Raw genomic sequence first — 18,071 nt, 5'->3', positions numbered from 1 at the left:
TCGGGCGACCAGGACCGGCCACTGCTATGTAAACGTATTGTTACGCTGCCTATGTTCGACAATGCGGGCTTCCGAGATTCCGGGTGCGTATATTATGGTCACCTAAATCCGTATGTAAATGTATCGTGTCCCCCTCCTCGTCACCATTCCGCTATTGGTTTCCTGTGTACTCCACGCCCAGGGTGCGCTCGTACTCGAACCTCTCCCCCTGACCTTTACCCAGCCCACCGATATCCTGTCGGACGGGTTCAACGATGAAATTATCTACGTTGTCGAGAAGGGCGGCACCATCAACCAGGTTGACCTGGTAGCCGGCACGGCCACCATAGTGCTCGACCTTACGGGCATGGTCGACGACAAAAGTGAGGGCGGCGCCCTGGGTGCGGCGTTTCATCCATCCTACCCCGACAGCAACTACCTATATGTCAATTATACCGGACCGGGCAGGAACGGCTCGTCTCTCACCACGTACATCAGCCGGTTCACGCTCGACAACGCGGGCATCGTGGTGGATCCAAGCGAGTTCAACCTGCTGACCCTTCCCCAACCGGCGGGCAACCACAACGCCGGCGACCTGGCCTTCGGTCCCGATGGCTACCTCTACGTGCCACTGGGTGACGGGGGCGGGAGTAACGACCAGTTTGAAAATGCCCAGGACCCGGGGACGATGCTCGGTAAGCTGCTGCGCATCAACGTGGACACCGCCGTTGGCGGTATGAACTACGCCATCCCCGCCGATAACCCCTTCGTCGGGTCGACCGATACGCTCTCCGAAATCTGGGCGCTGGGGCTGCGCAATCCGTGGCGCATCTCCTTCGACCGGGAAACGGGAGACCTCTGGATCGCCGACGTCGGACAAAACGAGCGGGAGGAGGTAAACAAGGTGCCGGCGGCAAGCGCGGGTGGTATGAACTTCGGCTGGAACTGCCGGGAGGGGCTGATCGCTACGAGTTTTGCCGTGGACCGCTGTGATGGGGCCATCGCCTATACAGATCCCCTCTTCGACTACCCCCACAACGGCAACGACGGTATCAACGGAGGATCGGTCACCGGTGGTTTCGTATACCGGGGGCCCGATGCGGGGCTCTACGGATACTACGTATTCGCGGACTTTGTCCAGCCGCGCATATTCCTGTACGACTCAACGTCCACTGACGTGCTGGACGTGGTCTACAACGATCTGCCGGCAAAAAATGTATCCACCTTCGGCGAAGGGAACGACGGCACGCTGTACGTAGCTGACTTTTCCGGGGAGGTATACGAGCTGACGTCCGATTCCGGCCTGCCCGTGCGCGAACGACCCGCCGCCGTACTGACCCTTGGTGTATTTCCGAACCCGGTACACGACCAGCTCACCTTGGAATTTCCCGGGGAAGTGCACGGGGCGGTGCGCGTGGCACTGCACGATGCCCAGGGGCGCCGGGTAGGGGAGTGGAGGGACCAGCGGGTGGTGAGTGGACACCTTGCGCTGAATTTGCCGGAGCTGCCCGCCGGCGCGTACCTGCTCACCGCCACCACCGAACGGCAGCGGTACCGAAGCCAGGTGACGGTACAATAAATTTAGGGTAACCTTGCACCTGCGGCCCCGCCGCACGTTAGCCACCAAAAAACCACGGAATGTCTAGAGTCCTTATTATCGGCGCCGGCGGCGTCGGCCGCGTCGTAGCCTATAAATGCGCCGAATACCCCGAAGTCTTTTCAGAATTCATGCTCGCCAGTCGCACGCGGAGCAAGTGCGACGAGATCGCCGCCGACATCAAGAAGGACCTGGGATACGATAATATCACCACCGCAGCGATCGACGCCGAGGACGTACCCGCCCTCACGCAGCTGATCCGGGACTACGATCCCACCATGGTGATCCACGTGGCGCTGCCCTACCAGGACCTCACCATCATGGACGCCTGCCTGGAAGCGGGGGTACACTACCTGGATACCGCCAACTACGAGCCGAAGGAGGAGGCCAAGTTCGAGTACAGCCACCAGTGGGCCTACCACGACAAGTTCAAGGCCGCGGGGCTGACGGCGGTCCTGGGCTGCGGCTTCGACCCCGGCGTCACGAGCATCTTTACGGCCCGCGCGGCGGCCCACATCTTCGACGAGATCCATTACCTGGACATCGTCGACGCCAACGCCGGCGACCACGGCAAGGCCTTCGCGACCAACTTTAATCCCGAGATCAACATCCGCGAGATCACCCAGCCCGGGAAGTACTACGAGAACGGGGAGTGGGTAGAGATACCGGCCTTCAGCATCCGCAAGGACCTGAATTACCCGGACATCGGTCCCAAGCCCAGCTACGTACTCTACCACGAGGAACTCGAAAGCCTGGTGAAGCATTTTCCGACCCTCAAGCGTGCCCGCTTCTGGATGACCTTCGGCGACGAGTACCTGACCCACCTCCGGGTGATCCAGAACATCGGGATGGCGGGCATCGAGCCGGTTAACCACAAGGGAACGGAGATCATCCCGCTGGAATTCCTGAAGACCGTGCTGCCCGACCCCGGCGGACTGGGCGAGGGCTACAGCGGCGAGACCAGCATCGGCTGTCGCATCCGCGGGATCAAGGACGGCAAGGAGCAGACCTACTACATCTGGAACAACTGCAGCCACGAACGGGCCTTTAAGGAAACCCGCGCCCAGGGCGTAAGCTATACGACCGGCGTACCCGCCATGACGGGTGCCATGATGCTGCTGCAGGGCAAGTGGGAAGGTGCCGGCGTCTTCAACGTGGAGCAATTCAATCCCGACCCCTTCCTGGACGTACTGGGCAAGCACGGGCTGGAATGGCACGAGGAAATCGGCGCTGACCTGGAATTGTAGGTGGAGAGGGTAGCCTGTAGCGATTAGCTTGTAGCGCGTAGTGCCGCTATCCGCTACAGACTACCCATTACAAACTACAAGCTACAAGATACCCGCTACAACTCACCCGATACAAAACCTAGCAAACGTTAGCAGGATAAACGGAATTTGCCTACCTTTGCGGCTCATTTGAGGGATTGCTTAACCCCCCCCAACTTATGACGCTCACGGTTCGCTTAGTCTTCCTCTTAACGTTTTGCTTCGGGTTCGGTACGGTTGACGCCCAGTCCGTGAACGATCACGGATCGGCTGCGGACCACCACAGCCCGGAGATCGAATGCGGATCCCACGACGAATACGACCCCGCCGGGGTAATTCTCCACCACATCGCCGACGCGAACGAATTCCACGTTGTCGGTGACTTCACCTTCCCCCTGCCGGTCATTCTTTACGCTCCGGACCACGGATTTACGTTCGGTCTGAGCAGCATGTTCCACCACGGGCAGACGGCCGTCGACGGATACGTGATGAACCACGGCCGGATCAACCGGCTTACCGACGCTCCGGCTGACCTGATGGAGGGCCACCACGTGGTCGAGTGTATCGCACACTCATCTACCGAAATTGACGGCAAGACCCGCGACGTGTACAGTGCCCTGATCGACGGCGAGCGCTACACCCTGGACGCCCCCTCGGTGGGCGACGGCGGGCTGCTCGGCGGTGGCATCACCAGCTTTTACGACCTGAGCATCACCAAGAACGTCTTTACGATGCTGCTGGCCGCCGTACTGCTCATTCTCCTCTGGTGGCGCGTAGCCCGCGGCTACAAGAAGAACGCCGGGAAGGCGCCCAGTGGTATCCAGAGCCTCATGGAGCCGTTCTTCGTGTTCTTGCGTGATGAGATTACCATTCCGATGATCGGGGAGAAGCACTACGAGCGCTTCCAGCCCTTCATCATGACGATCTTCTTCTTCGTGCTGTTCGCGAACCTGCTCGGACTGGTACCCATTTTCCCGGGCAGCGCCAACGTCACGGGCAACCTGGCGGTAACCATGGCCCTGGCGGTGATTGCCGCCATCGTGGCTTACGTGCACGGCAACCGCCACTACTGGGAGCATACCTTGTGGATGCCCGGCGTGCCGGCCCTCATCAAGGTATTCATCCTCACGCCGGTGGAGATCCTCGGACTGGTGATCAAGCCGTTCTCGCTGATGGTGCGTCTGTTTGCCAACATCACGGCCGGGCACATCATCATCCTGAGCCTGATCAGCCTGATCTTCATTTTCGGTAACAATGGAGAAAGCGTAATCGGTGCCGGTGCGGGAGCCGTGGTGGCAGTTGCCTTCACGCTGTTCATGAACTGCATCGAGTTGCTGGTGGCCTTCGTACAGGCCTTCATCTTCGCCATCCTTTCGGCCAGCTACATCGGTGCCGCCGTGGAGGATGCCCACCACCACGATGAGGCCGGCCACCACGGAGAGGAAAAAGTCGCCGAAGGCGGCGTGATGGGCGGTGCCGTGACCGGCATGCACACCGCAGCCGACTAAGAAATAGTAAGAATTTTATTTACCCATTTAAATCATTCAACATGGGAGCTCTTGGAGCAGGTATCGCCGCCCTTGGCGCTGGACTCGGAATCGGACTTATCGGTAGCAAAGCCACCGAAAGCATCGCCCGCCAGCCCGAAGCCGCCGCCGATATTCGTAGTGCCATGATCCTTACCGCCGCCTTCGTAGAGGGTGCCGCGCTGTTCGCGATCATCGTAGGCCTGCTGGACAAGCTGCTTTAGCAGCGGCGCCGTCCAGGCCACACCAAAAGCCGGTAGCGAACTGCGCTTGGCAGCGCTGCCGGCTTACTTTAATCTTTGACTGATTCGTTGTTAAACAACCTCATATAATGTCTACGCTCCTACTCGTCGATTTCAACGTGCTGAAGCCCGATCTCGGATTGATCTTCTGGACCGTCATTATCTTCCTCGCGCTGTACTTCATTCTCGGCCGCCTGGCCTGGGAACCCATCCAAAAGGCCCTGCGCCGTCGCGACGAGGAAATCCAGACCAGCATCGACGAGGCCAAGCGCGCCCGTGAGGAGATGCAGGCCCAGGCCGACGAAAACCAGCGCCTACTGATCGAGGCCCGCGAAGAGCGGACCCGCATCATCGGCGAAGCCGAAAAGCAGAGTAAGGAGATGATCTCCGCCGCGAAGAACGAAGCCCGCGAGGCCGCCCAGAAAGTGGCCAGCGACGCCAAGCGCGACATCGATAATATGCGCAAGGCCGCCATGGTCGACCTGAAGAAGGAAGTAGGCACCATGGCGATCGAGATCGCCGAAAAGATCCTGCAGAAGGACCTCAAAAGCGACGCCAACCAGGAAGCTTTCGTACGCGAACTGGTTCGCGACCTAAACTAAGCCACCCATGACCAATCCCCGAGTAGCGGCACGCTACGCTCAGTCCCTTATCGAACTCGCCCAGGAACGCAATCAGCTGGAGGAGATCAAGGCCGACGTGGATACCCTGCTGGCCATGGGCGCCAACCGCGACTTCGCCCTGCTGCTGACCAGCCCCGTGGTGGCCCCCAGCAAGAAACAGGCGGTACTGACCCAGCTCCTCGAGCGGGCCAACGCCGACCAGCTGACCCGGCTCTACGTAAAACTGCTCATCGACAAAGGGCGGGAAGTAGACATGCTTGGCATCCTCCGGGAATTCAACGAGCAGTACAAGCGGCTGAAGAACATCTCCACGGTGACGCTCACCAGCGCTGCCCCCCTTTCCGCCGAAACCCTCAGCGCCATCAAGCAGGAGCTCATCAGCGGCGGCAAGACCGAATCCGAGATCGAGCTGCACACGCAGATCGACCCCGAGCTGATCGGTGGCTTCATCCTGGAATTCGACGGGCAAGTCTACGACGCCAGCGTCGCGCACAAGCTTAAGAATATGAAGGACGAGCTGCGCAAACCCAATCTTTACCAAACTCAACTGGCCGGCTAGCCCCCGCGGCCGTCCCTCCGGCCGGGTTGACCTTTTCAGCCGGCCCATCAATCTATACTACAAGATCATATAACCATGGCTGACGTAAAACCTGACGAAATCTCCGCAATCCTGAAGCAACAGCTTTCGGGATTCGATACGGCCACCGAGCTGGAGGAGTACGGCACCGTACTGCAGGTCGGTGACGGAATTGCCCGTGTATACGGACTCAACAACGCACAGGCCGGTGAGCTGGTCACCTTCGAAACCGGTACCGAAGCTATCGTTCTCAACCTGGAGGAGGATAACGTAGGTGTCGTTCTCATGGGTACGCCCACCGGTATCCACGAGGGCAGCCGCGTTTCGCGGACCGGCCGTATCGCCTCGATCCAGGTCGGCGAAGGCCTCGTCGGTCGAGTGGTCAACGCCCTGGGTCAGCCCATCGACGGTAAAGGCGACATCGCCGGTACCACCTACAACATGCCCCTGGAGCGTAAGGCCCCCGGTGTTATTTACCGTCAGCCGGTGAACGAGCCGCTGCAGACCGGTGTAAAGGCTATCGACGCCATGATTCCCATCGGCCGCGGCCAGCGGGAGCTCATCATCGGTGACCGCCAGACCGGTAAGTCGGCCATCGCCGTGGACACCATCATCAACCAGCGCGAGTTCTACGAGCGCGGTGAGCCCGTCTACTGCATCTACGTAGCCTGTGGCCAGAAGGCCTCCACCGTAGCCCAGATCGCCAAGACCCTGGAGGAGAACGGTGCCATGGATTACTCCATCATCGTTGCGGCTTCCGCTTCCGAGCCCGCGCCGCTGCAGTTCTACGCTCCCTTCGCCGGTGCGGCCATCGGGGAGTACTTCCGCGATACCGGTCGTCCCGCACTGATCGTCTACGATGACCTCTCGAAGCAGGCCGTTGCCTACCGCGAGGTTTCCCTCCTGCTCCGTCGCCCCCCGGGACGCGAGGCTTACCCCGGTGACGTCTTCTACCTCCACAGCCGCCTCCTGGAGCGCGCCGCCAAGGTGATCAACGACGACGCCATCGCACAGACCATGAACGACCTGCCCCCCAGCCTCAGCGAAGCGGGCATCGTAAAGGGTGGCGGATCGCTAACCGCCCTACCCATCATCGAGACACAGGCCGGTGATGTCTCCGCCTACATCCCCACGAACGTGATCTCCATCACGGACGGACAGATCTTCCTCGAATCGAGCCTCTTCAACAACGGTATCCGCCCCGCCATCAACGTCGGTGTATCGGTATCGCGGGTAGGGGGATCGGCCCAGATCAAGCCCATGAAGAAGGTATCGGGTACGCTGAAGCTCGACCAGGCTTCCTACCGGGAACTCGAGGCCTTCTCTAAGTTCGGCTCCGATCTGGACGCCTCCACGATGGCCATCCTCGACAAGGGTAAGCGTAACGTGGAGATCCTGAAGCAACCCCAGTACAGCCCCGTACCGGTAGAAAAGCAGGTCGCCATCATCTACCTCGGCACCAAGAACCTGATGCGCGACGTGCCCGTCGAGCGCGTGAAGGAATTCGAGAGCCTCTACCTCGGCGAGCTCGGCCGCAAGTACCCCGAAGTACTGGAAAACTTCCGCGCGAAGAAGTACCAGGACGAGGACTTGCAGAAGCTGGAGTCCCTGGCAAAGGAACTCACCCCGCAGTTTAAGAAGTAACGACCCGGTCCTACCGCAGGCCACTAACCCTCCCCCATGGCAAACCTCAAGGAAGTACGCGAACGCATCCGCTCGGTCAAGAATACCCAGCAGATCACCAGCGCGATGAAGATGGTCTCCGCCGCCAAGCTGCGCCGCGCGCAGCAGGCGATCACGGAGTTGCGCCCCTACGCCGACAAGCTCGACGAGATGCTCCGCAACATCCTCACCAACCTGGAAGGCGACGCCAGCACCACCTTCAACCAGGTGCGGCCGGTGGTCAATGCCTGTGTCGTGGTCGTCACCTCCAACCGGGGGCTCGCCGGAGCCTTCAACACCAACGTGATCAAGGCCGCCGAGTCCAGCATCAAGCAGTTGGGGCAGCTCAGCGGTTCGCTCGACATCATCGTCATCGGCCGTAAGGGCGCGGAGTATTTCCGCAAGCACTACGGTAAGCGCGAAAACGTACGCGTCATCAACGACTTCCAGACCTTGTTCGATGACCTGAGCTTCGACAACACCAAAGAAGTTCCCCAGCTGATCATGGACCGGTTCCGGGTCAACCGCTACGACAAGGTGTACATCGCCTACGCCAGTTTCAAGAATGCCGCCGTCCAGTACGCCGTGAGCGAGCAATTTCTGCCCGTAGAAGAGATCCTCGCCGACGTAGACACTACGGAGGGTGCGGCACCCGCCCACCACTACCGCGCCGACTACATCTTCGAGCCCGGTAAGGAAGAACTCCTGGCGTACCTGGTACCCAGTATCCTAGAAACCAAGTTTCAGGCAGCGCTTCTCGATACCCACGCTTCCGAGCATGGCGCGCGGATGACCGCCATGGACAAGGCCACCGAGAACGCCCAGGAATTGCTGCGTGATCTCCGCATCAGCTACAATAAAGCACGTCAGGAGGCGATCACCAACGAGATCCTCGAGATTGTCGGTGGTGCGGCCGCCCTGGAAGCAAGCTAGTCGACTACCGATTACAACCGCCTACTACAGACAGTACGGGCCGCGCGGATCTTCCGCGCGGCCCGTTTTAGTTACTGGGGCCGGGGAACCTCCTCCCGGCTGTCACGACTCCGCACATGTTTTAGCGGGTCCGGGTGGGTCCGCCAGCGGCCACGCTGAAAGTGCTGGTAACTAAGGATAAACATCAGCACCCAGTAGACGATCTCGACGCTCCAGGCGGCGGTGAGGTTGCCCCAGCCGCTGCGCACCACGATGAAGACCAGCACCATGTACACCACCGCGCAAATACTCTGATAGAGCAGTGCTTTCTTGGTCTGGCCGGCTCCGATGAGCCCGTTGAAAAAGATGCTACCGAAACTGAAGGTGGCCAGGATGCCCAGCAGTACCCAGAAGACCGGGTAGGCGGCCTGGATCAGGTAGGCCCGCTCGCTGCCGAGAATGGGGTAGAGCATCTGCCGCGGAAACAGAATGATGGGCAGGCCCATCAGCAGGGTGACCGCCAGGCACAGGTAGGCGGTCTTCCACAGCACCACCTTGACCTTGTAGCGTTCGTTGCGGCCGACGAAGTAGCTGACGAGGGTATTGATCCCGGTGCAGAAGCCCCAGGTCGGTATGCTGAGAATGAGGTAGGCGATGCGGACGATGTTGGTGACCGCGAGATCGCGTTCCCCGAAGTTCTCGACCAACCCGAAGAAGAAGAATCCGCTGCCGAGGCCCACCACCGACATGGCTACGATCGGCACCGAGAGCCCGACGATCTCGCGGATGAGCTTACGGTCCCAGCCGGGCAGCTTACCCATGGAGTACTGCCGGTTCTGCCGGTCGAAGACCATATAGATCACGAATACGATGAGGGCCACGTACTCCGCAATGGTGCTCGCCAAGCCGGCCCCGGCGATGCCCATCTCCGGAAAACCGTACATCCCGAAAATGAGGGCCCGGTCGAGAAAGATATTCGTGACGGCCAGGATGACGGTATCGATCACCAAAAAAACGGGTCGCGCGATGCCGGTGTAGAGGGCGATGCAGGCCACGCCCAGGTAACTCGCGAATACCCCCCATTTGCGGGTATCCAGGTACTCCAGGGACTTGTAGAAAATAACGTCCGTGTCGACAAACAGGGCAAAAAGCCAGTACGCCCCGTAGGTCATGAACAGAAAGACCGCCAATGCGAGCACCAACTCGAAATAGACCGTACTGTAGAACGAGCGGCCCACCGATTCGGGCTTGTCCTTGCCGACGTAGTGGGCGATCAGAATCTGGCCGCCCCGGCTGAATCCGAAGCCGATGGCGGCCACGATGATGTAGAAGGCCGCAACGAAGCCGATGGCGGCAAAGTCATCCTCACTGCGGTAGTAGAGAAAGACCGAATCCGTCATCGCCACCACGTTCTGGGCGGCACTGCCGATGATTATGGGAATGCTGACTTTCCAAATGCTCCGGTATGAGGTGGTAAGTTCCAAGGGGGCAATCTACGACAAGCGGCTCTTACCGTTTTTTGCCGGCGGTGAGTTCGAAGGGGGTGACCGGTAGGCCTTCGGCGCTGAACAGGTTGGCATCCTCCGGATTATCGGACCAGGCGTAACGTACCGTGCGAATTTCCCTTTCGGCGGGGTTGAGTATGGTCACGGCGGTTCCGGAAGGGTCCAGGGTACCCACCGCCCAGTGCCAGGTACCGCTGTCGTCCTGTACGGCTAACGACTTGACCAGGGGGTACCGCTCTTCCGTATCCTGATTTAACGTAAGTCCGCCACCCGTTTCGCGGAAGTGGACCGTGGCGTACCGGCCGTGCGTTTCCAGCCGATCGGCGACCGGGCTGCTGGCCTGCACGTCGCGGCCGTAAATATCGCGCAGCGCGTGGAGCGAGAGGCGGCGGCCCACCTCCCACTTGTTCTTTGGGTGAATGTCCCCGGCCTCCCCGATATCGATGATCACCGCTTGTCCGGTATGGGGCACGTCCAGGGCCTCGGTCTGCTGCTCGCGCAGCAAGGCCCAGCCGGGGGCGTCAGGTTTCGTGGGAGCGTCCATGTAGTTGGCCAGCTGTACCCAGTAGAAGGGCAGGTCGGGGGCGGCGAATTGTTCGCGCCACGCGCCCACCAGCGTTCGCATCTGGTCGGCGTAGCGGGGCGCATCGGCGGGTCCGGTGTTAGACTCTCCCTGGTACCACAGCACCCCGGTCAGGGGCCAGGCTTCGAGGGGGTGGATCATGGCATTGTAGAGCAGGGTCGGAACCTGATTGGCCCCCTGCGTCCCTGGCCGGAAGGCGCCGATCCGGTACCGGTAGGTGCCGGACAGCGGAAGGCGATCGCCCGTCGCGGTCTCCAGGTACAGGTCATCCGGTGATCCGAATAGTCCACCGCCGCCGCCGGTGTCGGTCACGCGGATCGCCAGGTGGTTCGTTCCCGCCCGCAGTACCCCGGCCCGGATGCGGTAGCTGCGCGGCTCGGAGTAGGCGTTTTCGGTCGCCCCGATCTCGTGGCCGTTGAGGTAGGTGAGATCGCTGTCGTCGATGGGACCCAGGGACAGGGTCGCGGCCCCTGCTGCCTGTTGGGGGGTGAGTTCGAAGGTGCGCCGGAAGTAGAAGACGCCGTCGATATTCGTATATCCCTTGCTCTCCCACAGGCCCGGCAGTTCCATTGGGGACCATCCGGTCAGGTCGGTAGCGTCAGCGAGCCAGCCTTGCTCCGTACCCCGGTCTTCCCGGGGCGGGTCGGTATCACCGAAGGCGGCGCGGTAGAATTCCATTACGGCCGCACCGGCCCGTTCGTCTTCCGCCCGGCGCCGGGCGGCGTCGGCGTTTGCCTCGCTGCCCACGGCCTCCGCTGGCAGCCAGGGTTCGATCCTGCTTCCGCCCCAGCTGGAGTGCAGGAGCCCGATGGGTACGGCGACCCCTCCTTCCCGGAGATAGTGCGCGAAATAGGCGCCTACGCCACTGAAGTCGGCCAGCTCGTCGGCCGTTCCGGGCTTCCAGTCTTCCGCTACCGGCAGGTGGGCGGCGGGACTGCTCTCTGACGTTTTGGCAACAAGCAGCTGCCGGATCAACGGGTCGGCGATGGCGCGCGCGCGGACGCTGTCGGGGTCCGACTGGGCCAGCCGCCATTCCATGTTGGACTGCCCGGACAGGAGGTATACGTCGCCGAAATAGAGGTCCGTAAGCGTAATCTCACTGCGGCCGTCGGAGATCGTGATTGTATGCGGTCCGCCCGCCGGGGTAGGGGGGAGTACCGCCTCCCACCGCCCGTCGCGGTCGGTGCGCGTGGTCAGGGTCTGCTCATCCAGTCGGAGGGTGATTTTGCGGTTGCGCCGGTCCCATCCCCAGATCGGATGGTCCATATTTCGCTGGAGCACCGCGTGATCGGTAAAGCCCTCAAACACGGAAAGGTCCTGGGCCGGGAGGCAGGTGCAGAGGAGACACAAAAACAGTAAAGTGAGCAGGCGCACAATCGGAGACGGTTAGTGAACCGCGGAATATCGCAATTATTCGCCGTTCCAGATAGCCCAGGCGGCCTCGGCTTGCAGGTGCAGCATGCCCAGACCGTTCGCCGCACCTGCGCCCGCGCCCCGGGCCAGTTGCATGAAGCGCGTTTCGGCGGGATTGTACACCAGATCGTAGCAGAAGTGATCGGGAGTAAGTGCCCCGTAGGGCAGTTCGGGAGCCGTCTCTACCCGGGGATGCATCCCCAGGGGCGTGGTGTTGATGATAAGCCGGTGTGCCGCCAATACGTCGGGGGTGATATCCCCGTAGTTCAGGACATCAGCGCCGGCGGTACGGCTGACGTACTGCGGCGTGACCCCCAGTTCACGTAATGCCTCCCGTACGGCCAGCGACGCCCCACCCGTGCCGAGTACGAGCGCGTGCTGCCCGGCCAGATCGCTTGGGCGGCCCCCGGCCCGTAGCTGGCGAAGGAGATCGTCGCGGAAGCCCAGGTAGTCCGTATTGAAGCCGGTAGTGGTGCCGTCGGGCGCGCGCCGCACGGTATTCACCGCGCCGATGCGCGCGGCTACCGGGTCGAGGTGATCCAATTGTCCGACGATCGCCCGCTTGTGAGGGATGGTCACGTTACAGCCGCGCAGATCGGGGTACTCATCCAGAATTTCCCCGAATTGATCCACGGATGGGAGTTCGAAATTGAGGTAGCGGTGGCTCGCCGCTATGCCGAGCGCGGCGAACTTCTCGGTGAAGTAGCCCCGGCTGAAGGAATGGGAGAGGGGGTAGCCAATAAGGCCGTAGGTGGGCATGGCGATGCGTTGGGCGGATCAGGGTTCTCCGGCGTAGGGATCGGTGGCCTCCTTGCTGCTTGCGCTGGCTTCCAGCAGGAATACGATGGCCAGTCCCGCGATGACGGAAAGAATGACGGCCAGTACGTAGGGCGGGTCGGGAACGTTGTCGATGCCCGTGTAATTTCCGGGCAGCACGTTGGCCTCAAGTACGGGTACCAGCTCCCCCTTGCTATCGACGCGGGTGGTGATGGCATTGCGCCAGGGCCACAACTTGTTGAGCGAGCCGATCATGAAGCCGGTGAGGATAGCGAAGGTGGGGTCCGGATAGGTCTTGAAGGTCCAGGTCAGCAACTTGGCGAAGGCCGCCAGGCCGATCAGGCAACCGGCCCCGAAGCAGAGTACGGTGAGGATGGCGCCATCCTCACCGGTAGCCAGTCCGCGTACCGCCCCGAATACCACCGTGTACATGCCAAGCAGTACGAGAATGAAGCTGCCGGACACCCCCGGCAGGATGAGGGCGGAAATGGCGATCATCCCGGAAAAGAAGACGATGATCGGGGAGGTGCTGCCGGCCAGGGGGTTGATGGTCGTGAGCAGGTAGGCCACCACCGCCCCCACGATGAGCAGGGTAACGACGGTGGGGCTCCACCGGTGGATCTGCCGGCCGACGTAGATCGCCGAGCTGATGATGAGACCGAAAAAGAACGCCCACACCACGGTAGGGTAATTCTCCAGCAGCCAGGCGATGACCACCACGGCGAAGCCGAGGCCGACCACCATGCCGCCCGCGAGTTGCAGGAGGAAGGCGCCGTCGGCGGCGCGCCAGGCCGGCCGGAAGCCTTCGCGCCGGAAGGTGCCGGCTACGGTAGTGCCGAGAATCGAGCCGATAGACTGAAGCAAGCGCTCGTAGATGCCGGTGATGAAGGCGATGGTGCCGCCGCTTACGCCGGGAATGGCTTCGGCGATGCCCATGGCCATGCCGCGGAGGATGATGCTTACGTTCATTGCTGTACCGGTTTGACGCTCTCGTACATGTTCTCTACCTCCGCGAGGGAGAAAACGCCGTCGAAGGAATTTTGAAAAACGATCTCCCGGTCGCCCCGGTAGATGATGTAGCGAAACCCGTAGGCACTGGAGGTGTCAATCTTATTCTCAAAGATGAACCCCTGCGGCTCCTCCGTGACGATGCGCTCGAAGTACCGGTTGCCCCGTACCAGCTCGACCTCGTCGGCCTTCAGCCGGGCCATGTCGTTGGTGGATGCGTCGCTGGCGAGTACCTGCACGGCGTAGCGGTCGGCGGGACTCTTGATCGTCACGTCGTCCATCACGCCCGAGAGGGTGGTGGAGACGACCTGCGCGCTGTCGGGGGCCTGAATGGTTACGGGGATATTGTACTGGGTCAGGTCGAGCGACCGGTAGCCGGCGCGGTCGTCGGGGCCGCAGGCCAGGATAAGCAGGACCAGAATAAGTCCGGGGAAAAGCAAACGCATGGGCGAAGATTGAGGAGCAAAGATATTCACCCGCGGCGGATGGCGAAGCGGCGGCGGATTTCCGCAAAGCACGCGACGGGTCAAATTTTTTACATTTGTGCGCCGTTACCCAACATATCCCCGCGCCGGACTGCGTTAAGCAGGCGCTAAAGACTCCCGCATGTTCCTGAATAGCTTTCTTCTACTCCTGCAAGCGCAGGGCGACCTGACCCTTGAATCCACGGAACCCGCCGTTGCCAGCGAGAGTCTGCTCGACGTGCTCCTGGAGTCCGGGGTATTGACCATGATCATCGTAGGCATCCTGATCGTTCTATTCATCATCGGACTTTACATCTTTTCCGAGCGGTACATAACCATCAAGGCGGCCGGGGCCGACGACGAAGGATTTATGGAGCGGATCCGCCGGGAGATATCGGCCGGCAATATGGCCAACGCCCGGGCCCTCTGCAGCACCACCGACAGTCCGGTCGCCCGGATGGTCGATAAGGGCTTGCAGCGCATTGGGCGGCCGCTACGCGACATCGACGCTGCCGTCGAGAACGTCGGTAACCTCGAGGTTTTCCGGCTGGAAAAGGGACTGAGTACGCTGGCCAGCATCGCCGGTGCGGCACCCATGATCGGGTTCTTCGGCACCGTGACGGGGATGATCAACGCCTTCTACGAGATGTCCAACGCCCAGAACATCACGCCCGACGTACTGGCCGGAGGCATCTATTCCGCCCTGCTTACCACGGCGGCCGGACTATTTATCGGTATCCTGGCCTTCGTCGGCTACAACCTGCTGGTCGCTCAGGTGGAGCGCGTCGTGTACCAGATGGAACGCTCGACCACCGAATTCATGGACCTGCTCCAAGAGCCCGGCTGATCCGTTCTTCCGACCGGCCGCTAAACGCAACAGCACATGGGATTAAAACGATCGAACCGGGCCAATGCCCAATTTAACATGTCCTCCCTGACGGACATCATCTTCCTGTTGCTGATCTTCTTTATGCTCACCTCGAACTTCGTGCAGATCCGTCCCTTCGACCTGCCGAAATCGGATAGCCAGACGGTAGCGCCGACCAACATCGTCGTGGAACTGGAGAAGAGTGGCGCGCTGCGCGTTAACAACGTGACGGTTTCCCAGGCGTCCGTGCTGGCCGCCCTCAACGATGCCCTCGAGCAAACCAATAACCAGGAGCAGGCCACCGTCACGATCGTGGCGGAAACCGGGGTTCCCTTCAGCCGCATCACGCCGATCATGAATCTCGCGGCCCGTCGCCGGGCCCGCGCGATCATTGCTACCCAACCCATCAACGGATAAAGCGCGCAACACCCATGGCACTCAAGAAACGATCAAAGGTTAGCGCGGAATTTAACATGTCGTCCCTGACGGACATCATCTTCCTGTTGCTGATCTTCTTTATGCTTACCTCCACGGTAGTCGCACCGAACGCCCTCAACCTCAAAATGCCGGGCCGTTCCGACACGCCGCCCAGCCCGGATACCGAGCGCCTCGACGAAGTGCGTATCGACGCGTCCGGTGCCTTCTACTTCAATGATCGTCGGATCGACGCGGGGGAGCTAGAAAACCGTCTGCAGGGACAGGCCGGTCAGGGCTATAGCATGCTCATCGCTCCGGATGCCGCCGCGCCGGTCGAGGGGGTGGTTACGGTAATGGACATGGCTATGCGCCTTGACATCAACGGCGTCCTCGCCGCGGAGGAGCAGTGATGCCACCTTCAACCTGCTCCGCCGCAGGGTGATCGAGCCGGGGACGCAGGGGCCGTATTCGCTGTTGCCCCACCAGGGGCCGGTCAGGATCAATTCCCCGTCGTGGTAGTCCACGCGCAGATCGTACTCTTTCAGGCACCACGATACCTGCAGACCGGCCTTGTTGTTTCGCAGGATCCCGATTTCCGAGATCCTCCAGCTGCCGTCCGGCGTCTGAAAACCACTCAGTTTCATCTCTGCCTGTAACTCACCGAGCTTTACGAAGGCGGTGCCCTTCAGGCTGAGTCCGATCTGCTCGAGGTTGAAGAACAATTCGAACCGGTCGGCAAAGCCCCCCTCGTTCTGAAGGAGCAGTCCGCTCCAGGTGCCGGAGATGTCCTGCGTTTGCTGGCCACGGAGGTGAACGGAGAGAAACAACAAAAGGACAACGGGGAAGTACTTCATCGGGGCGTGGCGTAACACAAAGGTAAATAACTCTGCCTGCGGGGCCACGTTTTGCCGGTGAGCGGTGTCAAAGGGGCATCGAGTTGATTTACAGAGCGAAATTTTGAACGCCCGGTCCGCACTATGCGGGCCGGGCGTCTTTGCGTACACGACGAAGGGCCGGCCGGAGTTACCCGGTCGGCCCTTCGCACGAGGCAATGGCGGGAGTGCTTTAGTTGCCTCCGTCGGTGTCTACGCCTTCGGGAGCGGGATCCTCGGTGGCATTGGGGATGCCGGTAAGGAACTCGACGCGGCGGTTCACCTTGCTGAGGTCACGGGGGACGATGGCCTCGTCTTCACCACGGTACTGCAGGATCAGGCGGTCGCGGGCGATGCCGTTGTTGTCGACCAGCAGGTTGATCACGTTCAGGGCGCGACGGTAGGAGAGGCGCTGGTTGTAGTCGGGGTCACCGGTCTGGTCGGTGTAGCCGCGGACGATCAGCGTCATGCCTGGGTTGGCCTGCATCACGCGGGCGATGCTGGCCAGCACGCCGTAGTCGTCGTAGGTCACTTCCGCGCCGTTCAGGGGGAAGGTGATCATGGGCAGGTAGATAGCGCCGCCCTCCATATTGATGCGGGTGCGGTTGTTGTTGTTGATCTGCTCCATCGCATCGTTCATGCTGTTGTCGATCATGCCCTGTACTTCCGATTCGCTGAGGGGTGCGTCGATGCGCTCCATGACGACACCGTTCTCGTCGACCCGCTCTGTTTCCCGCGGCGGGAAGAAGGGCTCCTGGTCGCGGTAGTCGGGTACGCCGTCTCCATCGCTGTCGAGGGTGCGTCCACGGCTGTCGACGGTGGCTTCGGCGGGCGTGTTGGGCTCCTGGTCCATGTTGTCGGGGATACCGTCGCCATCCGAGTCGGTGGTGGCTTCGTCGACCCGGCGGTTCAGGGTGGCGATGTCTTCCTTCACGGGGGTGAAGGCGTTGGTCCAGTAGCGGGGCTCGGTGTGGGTCTCGGGATTACCGAGGTTGAAGTTGAAGGAGATACCGCCTACGTTCTGTACGTCGCGGAAGTTTCCTACGGCGTAGCCGTCGAGGAGGTCAGCTCGGTTGCCGAGGGGGACAAACGTCTGGTACTCCACGCCGATGTTGAACCGGGGGCTGACGCGGTAGGTGAAGCCTACCCCGAAGGAGAAGTGGGTGCGGAACTCCTGGTCGATCTCTCCGTTGCGGTTCTCTTCGAAGGGCGTATTGGGACGCTGGTATTCGGTGGCGAACCAGTTTCCACCGGCGCCCGCCATGAGGAAGAGGTTGACATCCCGGATGTCGCCCTTAAAGGTGAAGTTATTCATCGTAATGACCCCGTAGGCCGTACCGCTGACCCAGTTGGACTCAAAGCGGCGGTTGTTGGAGTTATCGCCGGACTCGTTATCGCCACGGCTGCGGGCGAACATTCCGTCAACGCGCAGGGAGAACAGGTGATCCAGGGATTTGCGCAGGTGGATACCACCGCCGTAGCCTGCCTTGGAGGTCACGTCGCTTGATAGCCAAGAGTAGTAGGGCGTAATACCTATTTCCAGCATCGAGGGTTGATCGCGCTTGTTGGTCGGAGCTTCCGAGGTCAGGCCCACGGTAGTCGTCACCTCGGGATCATCTGTGTCGGGAAGCGGAGTTCCCTGGGCTGCCAGCGCACCGCATAAGCATAGGAGCACGGCAGACAGGGAAAATTTAAGTCTTAACATAACGATTTTTCTTGCTGTTAAAATGGAGTATGGGTTTGGATCCTATCCTGTGTATATCGATCAAAGGTAGCAGTTG

Annotated in this window: 17 protein-coding genes; 11 read left to right on the top strand and 6 right to left on the bottom strand. The window is 60.9% G+C overall.

Features of this window, described 5'->3' with window-relative positions; all coding sequences use genetic code 11:
- Positions 1–118: 118 nt before the first annotated feature.
- From DQG19_RS02315 to atpG, 8 genes are all read left to right on the top strand, one after another.
- The gene (locus DQG19_RS02315) at positions 119–1,558 is read left to right on the top strand and encodes a PQQ-dependent sugar dehydrogenase (protein ID WP_116124603.1); all 1,440 of its coding nucleotides are present in this window, start codon (positions 119–121) and stop codon (positions 1,556–1,558) included.
- Positions 1,559–1,617: 59 nt separating this feature from the next.
- Complete coding sequence (locus DQG19_RS02310; RefSeq protein WP_116124602.1) at positions 1,618–2,823, top strand: saccharopine dehydrogenase family protein; 1,206 nt, start codon at positions 1,618–1,620, stop codon at positions 2,821–2,823.
- Between the two features lie 197 nt (positions 2,824–3,020).
- Complete coding sequence (gene atpB / locus DQG19_RS02305) at positions 3,021–4,349, top strand: F0F1 ATP synthase subunit A (RefSeq protein WP_116125167.1); 1,329 nt, start codon at positions 3,021–3,023, stop codon at positions 4,347–4,349.
- Positions 4,350–4,390: 41 nt separating this feature from the next.
- Positions 4,391–4,591, top strand: a complete 201-nt coding sequence (gene atpE / locus DQG19_RS02300) for an ATP synthase F0 subunit C (RefSeq protein ID WP_116105365.1) — start codon at positions 4,391–4,393, stop codon at positions 4,589–4,591.
- Between the two features lie 107 nt (positions 4,592–4,698).
- Positions 4,699–5,211 (top strand): F0F1 ATP synthase subunit B, encoded by a 513-nt coding sequence (atpF, locus tag DQG19_RS02295; RefSeq protein WP_116124601.1) that lies wholly within the window; start codon positions 4,699–4,701, stop codon positions 5,209–5,211.
- Positions 5,212–5,218: 7 nt separating this feature from the next.
- Positions 5,219–5,791, top strand: coding sequence for an ATP synthase F1 subunit delta (atpH, locus tag DQG19_RS02290; protein WP_116124600.1), 573 nt, complete (start codon positions 5,219–5,221; stop codon positions 5,789–5,791).
- A gap of 75 nt (positions 5,792–5,866) precedes the next feature.
- Positions 5,867–7,453 (top strand): F0F1 ATP synthase subunit alpha, encoded by a 1,587-nt coding sequence (gene atpA, locus DQG19_RS02285; protein ID WP_116124599.1) that lies wholly within the window; start codon positions 5,867–5,869, stop codon positions 7,451–7,453.
- Between the two features lie 36 nt (positions 7,454–7,489).
- A complete protein-coding gene (gene atpG, locus DQG19_RS02280) occupies positions 7,490–8,404 on the top strand; it encodes an ATP synthase F1 subunit gamma (protein ID WP_116124598.1) in 915 nt (304 codons plus the stop codon).
- Positions 8,405–8,475: 71 nt separating this feature from the next.
- Here the strand turns inward: atpG and DQG19_RS02275 are convergent, their stop codons facing one another.
- From DQG19_RS02275 to DQG19_RS02255, 5 genes are read right to left on the bottom strand one after another with little or no spacing between them, the layout of a single operon-like run.
- A complete protein-coding gene (locus DQG19_RS02275) occupies positions 8,476–9,867 on the bottom strand; it encodes an MATE family efflux transporter (protein WP_116124597.1) in 1,392 nt (463 codons plus the stop codon).
- 25 nt (positions 9,868–9,892) lie between these two features.
- The gene (locus DQG19_RS02270) at positions 9,893–11,845 is read right to left on the bottom strand and encodes a sialate O-acetylesterase (RefSeq protein ID WP_116124596.1); all 1,953 of its coding nucleotides are present in this window, start codon (positions 11,843–11,845) and stop codon (positions 9,893–9,895) included.
- A gap of 36 nt (positions 11,846–11,881) precedes the next feature.
- Positions 11,882–12,643: a shikimate dehydrogenase family protein gene (locus tag DQG19_RS02265; RefSeq protein WP_116124595.1), complete on the bottom strand. Its 762-nt coding sequence runs from the start codon at positions 12,641–12,643 to the stop codon at positions 11,882–11,884.
- 18 nt (positions 12,644–12,661) lie between these two features.
- Positions 12,662–13,630, bottom strand: a complete 969-nt coding sequence (locus DQG19_RS02260; RefSeq protein WP_116124594.1) for a DUF368 domain-containing protein — start codon at positions 13,628–13,630, stop codon at positions 12,662–12,664.
- The gene (locus DQG19_RS02255) at positions 13,627–14,115 is read right to left on the bottom strand and encodes a hypothetical protein (RefSeq protein ID WP_116124593.1); all 489 of its coding nucleotides are present in this window, start codon (positions 14,113–14,115) and stop codon (positions 13,627–13,629) included. The genes DQG19_RS02260 and DQG19_RS02255 overlap by 4 nt, the downstream gene beginning before the upstream one ends.
- Positions 14,116–14,275: 160 nt before the next feature.
- Here DQG19_RS02255 and DQG19_RS02250 point away from each other — a divergent pair, with 160 nt between their 5' ends.
- The 3 genes from DQG19_RS02250 to DQG19_RS02240 are packed head-to-tail and all read left to right on the top strand — an operon-like array spanning position 14,276 to position 15,828.
- Positions 14,276–14,980, top strand: coding sequence for a MotA/TolQ/ExbB proton channel family protein (locus DQG19_RS02250; RefSeq protein ID WP_116124592.1), 705 nt, complete (start codon positions 14,276–14,278; stop codon positions 14,978–14,980).
- Between the two features lie 36 nt (positions 14,981–15,016).
- On the top strand, positions 15,017–15,418 hold the full coding sequence (locus DQG19_RS02245; protein ID WP_116124591.1) for an ExbD/TolR family protein: 402 nt from the start codon (positions 15,017–15,019) through the stop codon (positions 15,416–15,418).
- 14 nt (positions 15,419–15,432) lie between these two features.
- On the top strand, positions 15,433–15,828 hold the full coding sequence (locus tag DQG19_RS02240) for an ExbD/TolR family protein (RefSeq protein WP_116124590.1): 396 nt from the start codon (positions 15,433–15,435) through the stop codon (positions 15,826–15,828).
- Between the two features lie 655 nt (positions 15,829–16,483).
- On the opposite strand, the gene DQG19_RS02235 is transcribed toward DQG19_RS02240, so the two are convergent.
- Positions 16,484–17,965, bottom strand: coding sequence for an OmpA family protein (locus DQG19_RS02235; protein WP_198661629.1), 1,482 nt, complete (start codon positions 17,963–17,965; stop codon positions 16,484–16,486).
- Between the last annotated feature and the right edge of the window lie 106 nt (positions 17,966–18,071).

It is taken from the genome of Lewinella sp. IMCC34183 (assembly GCF_003390915.1).
Taxonomy (GTDB): Bacteria; Bacteroidota; Bacteroidia; order Chitinophagales; family Saprospiraceae; genus Neolewinella.
Note: the sequence above shows the minus strand (reverse complement) of the source record. Positions and strands in the feature narration are given on the sequence as shown.

Coding starts and splice junctions, on each gene's coding strand:
- DQG19_RS02315 (WP_116124603.1), top strand. CDS start 119: ATGTATCGTGTCCCCCTCCTCGTCACCATTCCGCTATTGGTTTCCTGT.
- DQG19_RS02310 (WP_116124602.1), top strand. CDS start 1,618: ATGTCTAGAGTCCTTATTATCGGCGCCGGCGGCGTCGGCCGCGTCGTA.
- atpB (WP_116125167.1), top strand. CDS start 3,021: ATGACGCTCACGGTTCGCTTAGTCTTCCTCTTAACGTTTTGCTTCGGG.
- atpE (WP_116105365.1), top strand. CDS start 4,391: ATGGGAGCTCTTGGAGCAGGTATCGCCGCCCTTGGCGCTGGACTCGGA.
- atpF (WP_116124601.1), top strand. CDS start 4,699: ATGTCTACGCTCCTACTCGTCGATTTCAACGTGCTGAAGCCCGATCTC.
- atpH (WP_116124600.1), top strand. CDS start 5,219: ATGACCAATCCCCGAGTAGCGGCACGCTACGCTCAGTCCCTTATCGAA.
- atpA (WP_116124599.1), top strand. CDS start 5,867: ATGGCTGACGTAAAACCTGACGAAATCTCCGCAATCCTGAAGCAACAG.
- atpG (WP_116124598.1), top strand. CDS start 7,490: ATGGCAAACCTCAAGGAAGTACGCGAACGCATCCGCTCGGTCAAGAAT.
- DQG19_RS02265 (WP_116124595.1), bottom strand. CDS start 12,643: ATGCCCACCTACGGCCTTATTGGCTACCCCCTCTCCCATTCCTTCAGC.
- DQG19_RS02260 (WP_116124594.1), bottom strand. CDS start 13,630: ATGAACGTAAGCATCATCCTCCGCGGCATGGCCATGGGCATCGCCGAA.
- DQG19_RS02255 (WP_116124593.1), bottom strand. CDS start 14,115: ATGCGTTTGCTTTTCCCCGGACTTATTCTGGTCCTGCTTATCCTGGCC.
- DQG19_RS02250 (WP_116124592.1), top strand. CDS start 14,276: ATGTTCCTGAATAGCTTTCTTCTACTCCTGCAAGCGCAGGGCGACCTG.
- DQG19_RS02245 (WP_116124591.1), top strand. CDS start 15,017: ATGGGATTAAAACGATCGAACCGGGCCAATGCCCAATTTAACATGTCC.
- DQG19_RS02240 (WP_116124590.1), top strand. CDS start 15,433: ATGGCACTCAAGAAACGATCAAAGGTTAGCGCGGAATTTAACATGTCG.